General features: G+C 61.2%; 8 protein-coding genes. 4 read left to right on the top strand and 4 right to left on the bottom strand.

Annotated elements, in window-relative coordinates; genetic code table 11:
- Positions 1-28: 28 nt before the first annotated feature.
- Positions 29-1423 carry a Si-specific NAD(P)(+) transhydrogenase gene (gene sthA / locus H096_RS28085; protein ID WP_016975273.1) on the bottom strand — a complete coding sequence of 465 codons (1395 nt, stop codon included), beginning with the start codon at positions 1421-1423 and terminating at the stop codon, positions 29-31.
- A gap of 234 nt (positions 1424-1657) precedes the next feature.
- Between sthA and H096_RS28090 the strand changes: the two genes are divergently transcribed.
- On the top strand, positions 1658-2191 hold the full coding sequence (locus H096_RS28090) for a chalcone isomerase family protein (RefSeq protein ID WP_033902570.1): 534 nt from the start codon (positions 1658-1660) through the stop codon (positions 2189-2191).
- A gap of 56 nt (positions 2192-2247) precedes the next feature.
- Here H096_RS28090 and H096_RS28095 read toward each other — a convergent pair whose 3' ends face one another.
- Complete coding sequence (locus tag H096_RS28095) at positions 2248-3711, bottom strand: glyceraldehyde-3-phosphate dehydrogenase (RefSeq protein ID WP_033902571.1); 1464 nt, start codon at positions 3709-3711, stop codon at positions 2248-2250.
- 340 nt (positions 3712-4051) lie between these two features.
- Between H096_RS28095 and mfd the strand changes: the two genes are divergently transcribed.
- From mfd to H096_RS28110, 3 genes are read left to right on the top strand one after another with little or no spacing between them, the layout of a single operon-like run.
- On the top strand, positions 4052-7501 hold the full coding sequence (mfd, locus tag H096_RS28100; protein ID WP_033902572.1) for a transcription-repair coupling factor: 3450 nt from the start codon (positions 4052-4054) through the stop codon (positions 7499-7501).
- A gap of 11 nt (positions 7502-7512) precedes the next feature.
- A complete protein-coding gene (locus H096_RS28105; RefSeq protein WP_033902573.1) occupies positions 7513-8079 on the top strand; it encodes a CsiV family protein in 567 nt (188 codons plus the stop codon).
- A 9-nt stretch (positions 8080-8088) separates the two neighbouring features.
- Complete coding sequence (locus H096_RS28110) at positions 8089-10779, top strand: DEAD/DEAH box helicase (RefSeq protein WP_033902574.1); 2691 nt, start codon at positions 8089-8091, stop codon at positions 10777-10779.
- On the opposite strand, the gene nagZ is transcribed toward H096_RS28110, so the two are convergent.
- Together nagZ and H096_RS28120 are read right to left on the bottom strand one after the other, a co-directional pair.
- Positions 10776-11783, bottom strand: coding sequence for a beta-N-acetylhexosaminidase (gene nagZ / locus H096_RS28115; protein WP_033902575.1), 1008 nt, complete (start codon positions 11781-11783; stop codon positions 10776-10778). The genes H096_RS28110 and nagZ overlap by 4 nt on opposite strands.
- Before the next feature lie 136 nt (positions 11784-11919).
- Complete coding sequence (locus tag H096_RS28120; protein WP_033902576.1) at positions 11920-12627, bottom strand: TetR/AcrR family transcriptional regulator; 708 nt, start codon at positions 12625-12627, stop codon at positions 11920-11922.
- Positions 12628-12658 lie beyond the last annotated feature (31 nt).

Below are 12658 nucleotides of genomic sequence, written 5' to 3' on the forward strand. Positions count from 1 at the left end.
GCCGGCTCAGGCCACCGGCCGGAGCCGCTCAAAAAAGCCGGTTGAGGCCGTCGTAGGCCGCTACCCGATAGGCTTCCGCCATGGTCGGGTAGTTAAACGTGGTGTTGACGAAATACTTAAGCGTATTGAGTTCGCCCGGCTGGTTCATGATCGCCTGGCCGATGTGCACGATCTCCGAAGCCTGGTAGCCGAAGCAATGCACGCCGAGGACTTCCAGGGTTTCACGGTGGAACAGGATCTTCAGCATGCCTTGCGGCTCACCGGCGATCTGCGCACGCGCCATGCTCTTGAAGAACGCCTTGCCCACTTCGTAAGGCACCTTGGCCTTGGTCAGTTCGTGTTCGTTCTTGCCGATCGAGCTGATCTCGGGAATCGTGTAGATCCCGGTCGGCACGTCGTTCACGTAGCGCCAGCTGCCATTGTCGACGATGCTGCCAGCGGCCGAGCGACCCTGGTCATGCGCCGCACTGGCCAGGCTCGGCCAGCCGATCACGTCACCAGCACCGTAGATGTTCGCCACGCAGGTACGATAGTTCTCGTCCACTTCGATCTGGCCACGGCTGTTGACCTTGACCCCGATGTTTTCCATACCCAGCTTGTCGGTGTTACCGGTACGGCCGTTGCACCACAGCAAGGCGTCGGCCTTGATCTTCTTGCCGGACTTGAGGTGCAGGATCACACCGTTATCCAGGCCTTCAACGCGCTCGTACTCTTCGTTGTGGCGCACGGTGATGTTGTTGTTGCTGAAGTGGTAGCTCAACGCCTGGGAGATTTCCGAGTCGAGGAAGCTCAGCAACTGGTCGCGGTTGTCCACCAGTTCCACCAGTACACCCAGGCCGCTGAAGATCGAGGCGTATTCACAGCCGATCACGCCAGCGCCGTAGATGATCAGTTTGCGCGGGGTGTGGCCCAGGCTCAGGATGGTGTCGCTATCGTAGATACGCGGATGGTGGAAATCGATGTCCGCCGGGCGGTACGGGCGCGAACCGGTGGCGATGATGATGTGCTTGGCCACCAGCTTCTCGACCACGCCATTGGGGCAGACCACTTCGATGGTTTGCTCGTCGGCGAAGCTGCCGGTGCCGAAGAACAGGTCGACGCGGTTACGGGCGTAGTAGCCGGTACGCGAGGCGACTTGCTTGGAGATGACTTTCTCGGCACTCTTGAGCACGTCCGGGAACGAGAACCAGCGCGGCTCACCAATGGCCCGGAACATCGGGTTGGTGTTGAACTGCATGATCTGGCGCACCGAGTGACGCAAGGCCTTTGACGGGATGGTGCCCAGGTGGGTGCAGTTACCGCCGACCTGACGACGGCTATCGACCATCGCCACCTTGCGCCCAGCTTTGGCGGCGTTCATCGCCGCACCTTCTCCAGCCGGGCCGGAACCCAGTACCACCACGTCGTAGTTGTAGACAGCCATGCGTACTCCTCAGAACAGGCCAGGCGTACGGTTGGACGCCGGGCTAAATCATGCCGCGGCCAGCGGTCATGAAGGACAATTCGGCTCAAGTGTGTGAACCGGGGCACAGTCTATATAAGGCTCAACGCCGCGAACATTAACCCTTGGTCGCGTCGTAGGCCAGTCTTGCCTTTACTACACCATCAGGAAATTGCAATTACACTGCCAGCAAGCCCCTTTACAGGACTGGCCATTATGCGACATGTCGCTTTCTGTTTATTACTGATGCTGTCGATCACGGTGCAGGCCAATGAGGCGGATCGTCTGAAACAGGCCGATTTCCCGGCGAAGTCCCAGCTACTGACCTTGAAAAACCAGGCGGTGCTCACTTACCTCTGGGCGGATGTTTACGCGGCTGCGCTGTATGCCCCGCCCGACGTGAGCGCCAAGCAGGCCTGGGCGCAACAGAAAGCGCTGCGCCTGACGCTGTATTACTTCCGTGACATCGACCGCAATGATGTGATCAAAGCCGCCACTGCCACGCTGGAGCACCAACAGGCCAGCGCCCGACTCAAACCCGAGATAGACAAACTGCACGCCAGCTTTCGCGATATCCGCAGCGGTGATCGGTATGCCCTGGACTTTCGTCCGGGACGTGGATTGAACCTGGAGATCAATGGGCAGGTGGTGTTCAGCAGTCGTGATGACGAGCTAGCGCGGGCTTACCTGGGCATTTGGCTGGCGCCCAAAGGATTGTCCGACAGTTTGCGCGACAGACTCCTCCTGTAGGAGCAAATACGAAAAAGCCCCGAACCAGTCGGGGCTTTTTCATTTACTGCTGATACTTAGCGCGGAAACGCAGGCGGGTTCACCCCAGCCATGTCTTCCATCACGCGAACCACCTGGCAGCTGTAGCCGAACTCGTTGTCGTACCACACGTACAGGACAACGCGGTTGTCCTGGGTAATGGTCGCTTCCGCGTCCACCACACCGGCGTGGCGCGAGCCCACGAAGTCGGTGGAGACCACTTCCTGTGAGTTGACGAAGTCGATTTGCTTATGCAGATCGGAGTGCAGCGCCATGTAGCGCAGGTACTCGTTCATCTCTTCACGGGTGGCGGCTTTCTCAAGGTTCAGGTTGAGAATGGCCATCGACACGTTTGGCGTCGGCACGCGGATCGCGTTACCGGTCAGCTTGCCGGCCAGCTCAGGCAGGGCCTTGGCAGCAGCAGTGGCAGCACCGGTCTCGGTGATCACCATGTTCAACGCGGCGCTACGGCCACGGCGATCGCCCTTGTGGAAGTTGTCGATCAGGTTCTGGTCGTTGGTGTACGAGTGAACGGTCTCGACGTGGCCGTTGACGATGCCGAACTTGTCATTCACCGCCTTCAGCACCGGCACGATGGCGTTGGTGGTGCAGGAAGCGGCGGACACGATCTTGTCGTCAGCGGTGATTTCGCTGTGGTTGATGCCGTGAACGATGTTCTTCAGCTTGCCTTTGCCAGGCGCGGTCAGGACAACGCGATCCACACCCGGGCAGGCCAGGTGCTGGCCCAGGCCTTCGGCGTCACGCCATACGCCGGTGTTGTCCACCAACAGGGCGTCCTTGATACCGTACTGGGTGTAATCCACCTCGGACGGGTTCTTCGCGTAGATCACCTGGATCAGGTTACCGTTGGCGGTGATGGTGTTGTTTTCTTCGTCGATGACGATGGTGCCGTTGAACGGACCGTGTACCGAATCGCGGCGCAGCAGGCTGGCGCGTTTGGTCAGGTCGTTCTCGGCGCCTTTACGCACGACGATGGCACGTAAGCGCAGGCCGTCGCCGCCACCGGTTTTTTCGATCAGGATGCGTGCCAGCAGGCGGCCGATACGACCGAAGCCGTACAGCACCACGTCGGTACCTTTGCGGGCAGCGGCGTTTTGCTGGCCAACCACATCGGCCATTTCTTCACGCACGAACTGCTCGGCGCTGCGGCCGGCGCCTTCCTTGCGGAATTTGTAGGCCAGCTTGCCCAGGTCTACCGAAGCCGCGCCGAGCTTGAGCTCGCTCATGGCTTTAAGCAGTGGGAATGTTTCGTGGACGGAGAGTTCGCTGTCGTCGGCGGAACGGTGACGCGCAAAGCGGTGGGCTTTGAGAATCGCGATGACAGACTGGTTGATCAGGCTGCGGCCATAGATCGAGCTCACCACATTGTTATTGCGGTACAGCTGACCGATAAGCGGGATCATCGCTTCTGCGAGTGCTTCACGGTCGATCCATTCACCAAGACACTGGTCGGGCTTCTGAGTCACGGGAACCTTCCACATGTAGGGGCTGAAAAAAGGGGCTACATTATGCCGCCCGACTGCCCCCGGAGCAATGCGCGTCCGGCAACAAAAAGTCCTTGCGAAAAATTGACACCCCGCTACAGCCCAGTAAATACGCGGGTTCCAGAAGGCCACTAATGGCAGGCGCGGAACAACTTGTCCGTAACCCTCCGAAAAACGCGTACATTTTGGCACTACATATTGAGTCAAAACCCGCCATTGTTTGTCTTAGCCACTACATTTCCTACAAACCGTAATAGGCTCAGTCAGCAACTGACAGACGGCGCCCCGCACCGTTACAATTACCGACTTTGTCGCAACGCTTGGAGCTCAACCTTCCGTGCCCGTCCTGCGTCTACCGCTACTCCCTGCTGCGGCAGGCAAACAGCACTGGGGCAACCTGCCCGGTGCCGCCCTGAGCCTGGCCATCGCCGAGGCTGCCAGCGCAGCCAAGCGCTTTACCCTGCTGCTCACCGCCGACAGCCAAAGCGCCGAACGGCTGGAGCAGGAGCTGAGCTTCTTCGCCCCCGATTTGCCGGTGCTGCACTTCCCCGACTGGGAAACCCTGCCCTACGACCTGTTCTCGCCGCACCAGGACATCATCTCCCAGCGCATCGCCAGCCTGTACCGCTTGCCGGAACTGGCCCACGGCGTGCTGGTAGTGCCGATCACCACGGCCTTGCATCGCCTGGCGCCGACCAAGTTCCTGCTGGGCAGCAGCCTGGTGCTGGATATCGGCCAGAAGCTGGACGTCGAACAAATGCGCACACGCCTGGAAGCCAGCGGCTATCGCTGCGTCGACACGGTGTACGAGCACGGTGAGTTCGCGGTGCGTGGCGCGTTGATCGACCTGTTCCCGATGGGCAGCAAACTGCCCTATCGCATCGACCTGTTCGATGACGAAATCGAGACCCTGCGCACCTTCGATCCGGAAAACCAACGCTCCATCGATAAAGTCGACTCGGTCAAGTTGCTGCCCGCACGGGAATTCCCGCTGCAGAAAGACGCGGTCACGCGCTTCAAGGCACGTTTCCGTGAGCGCTTCGACGTGGACTTCCGCCGCTGCCCGATTTTCCAGGACCTGAGCAGCGGAATCACCCCGGCCGGTATCGAATACTACCTGCCGTTGTTTTTCGACGAGACCTCCACCCTGTTCGATTACCTGCCCCACGACACCCAGGTGTTCTCGCTGCCAGGCATCGAACAGGCCGCGGAAAACTTCTGGAACGACGTGCGCAACCGCTATGAAGAGCGCCGCGTCGATCCGTCCCGTCCTTTATTGCCGCCCGCCGAACTGTTCCTGCCGGTGGAAGACTGCTTTGCGCGCCTGAAAAGCTGGCCGCGCGTGGTCGCCAGCCAACAGGATGTGGAGACCGGCGTCGGCCGCGAACGCTTCCCGGCGGGCACACTGCCGGATCTGGCAATCCAGGCAAAAGCCACGCAACCGCTGGAAGCGCTGTCCAATTTCCTCGGCGACTTCCCCGGCCGCGTGTTGTTTACCGCTGAATCCGCCGGCCGTCGCGAAGTGCTGCTGGAACTGCTGGAACGCCTGAAGCTGCGACCGAAAACCGTCGACAGCTGGCCGGACTTCGTCAAAAGCAAAGAACGCCTGGCGATCACCATCGCGCCGCTGGACGAAGGCCTGTTGCTGGATGATCCGGCCCTGGCATTGATCGCCGAAAGCCCGCTGTTCGGTCAGCGCGTGATGCAACGTCGCCGCCGCGAAAAACGCGCAGACGCCAACAACGACGCGGTGATCAAGAACCTCACCGAACTGCGCGAAGGCGCGCCAGTGGTGCACATCGACCACGGCGTCGGCCGCTACTTGGGCTTGCAGACCCTGGAGATCGACAACCAGGCCGCCGAATTCCTCACCATGGAATACGCCGAAGGCGCCAAGCTCTATGTGCCAGTAGCCAGCTTGCATTTGATCGCGCGCTACACCGGCAGCGATGACGCCCTGGCGCCCTTGCATCGCCTGGGCTCCGAGACCTGGCAGAAAGCCAAGCGCAAGGCCGCCGAGCAGGTGCGCGACGTCGCTGCCGAACTGCTCGACATCTACGCACGCCGCGCTGCCCGCGAAGGTTACGCGTTTGCCGACCCGAAAGCCGACTACGCCACCTTCAGCGCCGGCTTCGCCTTCGAGGAAACCCCGGACCAGCAAACCACCATCGAAGCGGTGCGCGCCGACATGCTCGCGCCCAAGCCCATGGATCGCCTGGTCTGCGGCGACGTGGGCTTCGGCAAGACCGAAGTGGCCATGCGCGCCGCCTTTATTGCCGTGCACGGCGGCCGTCAGGTGGCAATTCTGGTGCCCACCACTCTGCTCGCCCAGCAGCACTACAACAGCTTCCGCGACCGCTTTGCCGATTGGCCGGTGACCGTGGAAGTGATGAGCCGCTTCAAATCAGCCAAGGAAGTGAATGCCGCCGTCGCCGACCTGGCTGAAGGCAAGATCGACATCGTGATCGGCACCCACAAACTGCTGTCGGACGACGTGAAGATCAAGAACCTGGGCCTGGTGATCATCGACGAAGAACACCGCTTTGGCGTACGTCAGAAAGAACAGCTCAAGGCCCTGCGCAGCGAAGTCGACATCCTCACCCTCACCGCCACGCCGATTCCGCGTACGCTGAACATGGCGGTGTCGGGCATGCGCGACCTGTCGATCATCGCCACGCCGCCCGCGCGCCGCTTGTCGGTGCGCACCTTCGTGATGGAGCAGAACAAAAGCACGGTCAAGGAAGCGCTGCTGCGTGAACTGCTGCGCGGCGGGCAGGTGTACTACCTGCACAACGACGTGAAGACCATCGAGAAATGCGCCGCCGACCTCGCCGAGCTGGTGCCGGAGGCGCGTATCGCCATCGGCCACGGGCAGATGCGCGAGCGCGAACTCGAACAGGTGATGAGCGACTTCTACCACAAGCGCTTCAACGTGCTGATCGCCTCGACCATCATCGAGACCGGCATCGACGTGCCGAGCGCCAACACCATCATCATCGAGCGCGCCGACAAGTTCGGCCTGGCGCAATTGCACCAGCTGCGCGGTCGGGTCGGTCGCAGTCACCACCAGGCGTATGCCTATTTGCTGACGCCGCCGCGCCAACAGATCACTTCCGACGCAGAGAAGCGTCTGGAAGCCATCGCCAACACCCAGGACCTGGGCGCCGGTTTTGTGCTGGCCACCAACGACCTGGAAATCCGTGGCGCCGGCGAACTGCTGGGCGACGGCCAGAGCGGGCAGATCCAGGCAGTGGGCTTCACCCTCTATATGGAGATGCTCGAACGCGCGGTGAAAGCCATCCGCAAGGGCGAGCAGCCGAATCTGGATCAACCCTTGGGCGGCGGGCCGGAGATCAACCTGCGCTTGCCGGCGTTGATTCCCGAAGATTACCTGCCGGATGTACACGCACGGCTGATCCTGTACAAGCGCATCGCCTCGGCCACCGATGAAGAAGGCCTTAAAGACCTGCAGGTCGAGATGATCGACCGCTTCGGCCTGCTGCCGGAGCCGACCAAGAACCTGGTGCGCCTGACCCTGCTGAAATTGCAGGCAGAGCAGCTCGGCATCAAGAAGGTCGACGCCGGGCCGCAAGGCGGACGTATCGAATTCGAAGCGCAGACGCCGGTAGACCCCCTGGTGCTGATCAAACTGATCCAGGGCCAGCCCAACCGCTACAAGTTCGAAGGGGCTACGCTGTTCAAGTTCATGGTGCCGATGGAACGTGCCGAAGAACGCTTTAATACCTTGGAGGCGTTGTTCGAGCGCCTCATCCCGAAATCTGCTTGAAGGACGCCCCAATGCGCCTGATCCGCATGTTGAGCCTGTTGTTGGTGGTCGTGGCCCCTGCGGCGTTCGCCGACAGCCCGTACCAGGTGGAAATGATCCTGGTGCGCCAGAACGCCGAGCCGGTGATCAACAGCCGCGCCGCCCCGGAAAACTGGGATGCCGGAGCAGCGCGCCTGGGCGACAGACTGAGCCCGCCGCGCCTGTCCAACATTGTCGATAAGCTGCGTGCCGACTCTACCTATACGGTACTGCTGCATAAGGCGTGGGAACAGAACCTGGGCGAACAGCCGGTCAAGGTCGCGATCACCGACGGTTCGGAGCAATTCGGCCAGTTTCCGATCGAGGGCGTGTTGAGCCTGCAACTGGGGCGTTTTACCGATATCGATGCGAACTTCTGGATCAACCAGTTCGACGCCAACGGCAGCGTGATCGCCAGCGAGCACCTGAGCCAGACCGACGTGCGCACCAAAAACAACCAACTGAACTACCTGGACGGCGGCCACCTGGCGCTGCTGATCAAGATCACCTCGCTGACCGCCAAGCCACCCAGCGCGCCCCCGCCCGACATCCAGGACTGATCCAGCACCATGTCCCTCACGTCGTCGCTGACCAAACCCCTGGCCCCTTCGTGGGCCAATCGCTTTAAAGAGCAGAGCCTTGAGCGCGGGCGACGTTATGCCCTGGAAAACCGGGTGCGCATCGTCGAGTGCGGCGACAGCACCATCGTCGCCAGTTGCGAAGGCTCCGGCAGCAACGTGTATCGCCAGACCATCTCGCTGCGTGAATCGGCCAAGGGCACCTTGATCCTGGTGGACAGCCGCTGTACCTGCCCGGTGCACACCAACTGCAAACACATCGCCGCGGTATTGCTCAAGGTCCAGGAAACCCTGGCCTACCCCGCCGCCGCACAGGATGCAGAGCTGCTGGAAAAACTCCAGGCCGTGCTGGAAAACCGTGCGGTGCTGCCGCAAGTGGTGATGGAAGACGTGGTGCCGGTACCGCGCCTGTGGATGGCCAGTGTCGAATTCAGCGCGTTTGAACCGCGCAACGGCAAGATGCAGCGCTATATCCAGCACCGGGCGGCGCTGTCGTTCAACTACCTGGGTAACTACGTCAGTGGGCAGAAAAACGCTGACATCATCGTGCGCCAGGACACCCAGAGCCTGCGCATCAAGCGGCATCCGGAGCTTGAGCAACCGTATCGCGAACAACTGCGCCTGCTAGGCTTCAAGATCGCCACGCGCCAGAGCAAGGCCCTGCCGGAAAGCGCCGGCGAGCTGTTCGAGATGGTCAATGACAGTGCCTGGCTGACCTTCACGCTCAATGCCACGCCGACACTTCGCGCCGAGGGTTGGGAGCTGCTGATCGATGACGATTTCGGCTTCGACCTCAGCGCCGTCGATGACTGGTATGCCACCGTTGATGAAGGTCCGGAGCGTGATTGGTTCGATCTGGAGCTGGGGATCATCGTCAACGGCGAGCGGCTGAGCCTGTTGCCGATCCTGCTGAACCTGATGCGGTCCCACACCGAGATTCTCAACCCGGAGAAGCTGGCGCGGCGCCGCGATGATGAGCTGATCCTGGTGAATATCCCAGGCCTGCCCAATGGCCATGGCCCGATACAAGTGGCGCTGCCCTACGGTCGACTGAAGCCCGTACTGGCGACCCTCGGTGAGTTTTACCTACAGGAAGCCGGCGCCACCACGCTGCGCATGGCCAAGGCCGATGCCATCCGGCTCAACCCACTGGAAGACTTGCCGCTGCAATGGGAGGGTGGCGAGAAGATCCGCAACTTCGCCCAGCGCCTGCGGGATATCAAGGACTTTACCTGCGTAGCGCCTGAAGGGCTGAACGCGACCTTGCGCCCCTACCAACTGGAAGGCTTGAGCTGGATGCAGTCGCTGCGTCAGTTGGATGTCGGCGGCATACTTGCGGATGACATGGGCCTGGGCAAAACCCTACAGACCCTGGCGCATATTCTCAGCGAGAAGGCCGCGGGTCGCCTGGATCGGCCGTGCATGGTGGTGATGCCCACCAGCCTGATCCCCAACTGGCTGGATGAGGCGGCGCACTTCACACCGCAACTCAAGGTCTTGGCGCTCTATGGCGCGGGGCGTAAGAAACATTTCGCCAACCTGCAGGACTACGACCTGCTGCTGACCACCTACGCGCTGCTACCCAAGGACATCGAACAACTCGCCGCCCTGCCCTTGCATGTGCTGATCCTCGATGAAGCGCAGTACATCAAGAACCCGTCCAGCAAAGCGGCCCAAGCGGCGCGCGAGCTGAACGCACGCCAGCGCCTGTGCCTGAGTGGTACGCCGCTGGAAAACCATCTGGGCGAACTGTGGTCCCTGTTTCACTTCCTGCTGCCCGGCTGGCTCGGTGACGTGAAAAGCTTCAACCGCGATTACCGCGTGCCCATCGAAAAGCGCGCCAGCGATGTACGATTGCAGCACCTCAACGGTCGGATCAAACCTTTCCTGCTGCGCCGCACCAAGGAACAGGTGGCGACAGAATTGCCCCCCAAGACCGAGATCATCCACTGGGTCGACCTCAATGAAGCCCAGCGCGACGTGTACGAAACCATGCGCCTGGCGATGGATAAGAAAGTCCGCGACGAGATCACCCGCAAAGGCGTGGCGCGCAGCCAGATCATCATTCTTGAGGCGCTGCTGAAGTTGCGCCAAGTGTGTTGCGACTTGCGGCTGGTCAACGACGCGACCCTGCCCGCCCGTGGCAGCAGCTCCGGCAAGCTGGATAGCTTGATGGAGATGCTTGAGGAACTGTTTGAGGAAGGTCGGCGGATCCTGCTGTTTTCCCAGTTCACCTCAATGTTGAGCCTGATCGAAGTCGAGCTGAAAAAACGTGGCGTGGCCTACGCACTGCTCACCGGCCAGACCCGGGATCGGCGCACACCGGTGAAGGACTTCCAGAGCGGCAAGCTGCAGATTTTTCTGATCAGCTTGAAGGCCGGCGGTGTTGGCCTGAACCTGACCGAGGCCGATACGGTGATCCATTACGATCCTTGGTGGAACCCGGCCACGGAAAACCAGGCCACCGACCGTGCCTATCGCATCGGTCAGGAGAAGCCGGTGTTCGTCTACAAGATGATTGCCCGGGGCACGGTGGAAGAGAAAATCCAGCACCTGCAGAAGGAAAAATCCGATCTGGCAGCGGGCGTGCTGGATGGGCGTACTACCGGAGACTGGCAGTTGGGCAACGAGGATATCGAAGCGTTGTTTGCGCCGTTGCCCAACAAACAGGAAAAGCGCTAGATCAACTGCGCATCGCGCAAGGCAGTGAGGGCTTTCAGCCAACGCGGATCCTGTTTGTAGTCCATCGACGCAATCGCCTGGCCGCGCATCCGCGCGATTCGAGCCGATGGCTTGACCTTCATGCGCTGGGCGGCGGTCAACGCCAGTTCTGCAGCCGCGCGATCATTGCACACCAGGCCCATGTCGCAACCCGCCGTCAGCGCCGCTTCGATACGGCTGGCGGCGTCGCCCACCACGTGGGCACCGGCCATGGACAGGTCATCACTGAAAATCACGCCATCGAACCGCAACTCACCACGCAGGATGTCCTGCAACCAGCGTCGCGAAAACCCGGCTGGCTGGGCGTCGACTTGCGGGTAGATCACGTGCGCGGGCATCACGGCCGCAAGTTGCTTGCTCAGGCGTGCGAAAGGCACTAGGTCATTGGCGCGAATCTGTTCCAGGCTGCGTTCATCATTGGGAATGGCGACGTGGGAGTCGGCCTCAGCCCAACCGTGACCGGGGAAGTGCTTGCCGGTGGCGGCCATGCCGGCGCTGTTCATGCCGCGAATGAAGGCACCGGCCAGCACGGCGGCGCGCTCCGGGTCGCCTTCGAAGGAACGGGTGCCGACCACGGCGCTGCGCTGGTAGTCCAGGTCCAGCACCGGGGCGAAACTCAGGTCCAGGCCAACGGCCAGCACTTCAGTCGCCATGATCCAGCCACACTGCTCGGCCAGGTATTCGGCGTTGGGGTTGTCGGCCAACGCACGCATGGCCGGCAGGCGCACAAAGCCCTGGCGCAGGCGCTGTACGCGGCCGCCTTCCTGGTCGACAGCCAGCAACAGGTCCGGGCGCACGGCGCGAATCGCGGCGCTCAATTCCCGCACTTGGCGCGGATGCTCGATATTGCGCGCGAAAATGATCAGGCCGCCCACTTCAGGCTGGCGCAGCAGGTGGCGGTCCTCGGCCGTCAGCCAGGTGCCAGCCACATCGACCATCAAAGAACCTTGCAGGGCAGCAGTCATAAACCTTCCTTAAATAACGCACACAACCCGTTGCCCTCACCAGGCACAGTGAGCACAACGGGTTATGAGTAAATAGCTGAATTCGGCATGGGCCGCTACTTTAGCGGATGCAAGCGGCCGCGCCCACCCGGCGCGGTCAAACCTTGGCGGGTGCTGGCGCGGACTTGCTGCGCGGGCGCAATTGGGCAGCGGCCATGGCCGCGTCGGTCACACCGGTCTCGGCGCGCATGCCGGCGGCCAGGAACGGCACCATCAGGCGCATGACCTGCTCAATGGAGGTGTTGACGCCGAAATCAGTCTCGGCAATGGCCCGCAACGCTTTGATCCCAGACATGCTGAACGCAGCGGCACCGAGCATGAAGTGCACACGCCAGAACAGCTCGATCGGCGGAATACGCGGAGCGGCCTCGTTAACCAGCAACATATAGCGACGAAATACCTTGCCGTACATGTCTTCGAGGTAACGGCGCAGGTGACCCTGGCTCTGGCTGAACGCCAAGCCCAACAGGCGCATGAAAATCGACAAATCGTTGCCGCTGCGAGGCTGAACCACCAGAGCTTGCTCAACAAGGATTTCCAGCAGTTCTTCCAGGGTCGGCTTATGGTCAGCCTTGGCCTGGCGACGCTCCAGCTCACGGTCGAGGCTCGCGCAGAACGGCCCCAGGAAGCGCGAGAATACCGCCTGGATCAGGGCCTTTTTCGAGCCGAAATGATAGTTCACTGCGGCGAGGTTGACGCCAGCCTTGCTGGTAATCAGCCGCAATGAAGTTTCAGCAAATCCTTTTTCCGCGAACAATTGCTCGGCAGCATCGAGAATGCGTTCAACGGTTTCCGACTGGGCCATGGCTACTCCGCCTGACAAACACTTGTTTGAA

Origin of the sequence: Pseudomonas sp. FH1 (assembly GCF_000510895.2) — a bacterium.
In the GTDB taxonomy this organism is placed as follows: Bacteria; Pseudomonadota; Gammaproteobacteria; order Pseudomonadales; family Pseudomonadaceae; genus Aquipseudomonas; species Aquipseudomonas azotoformans_A.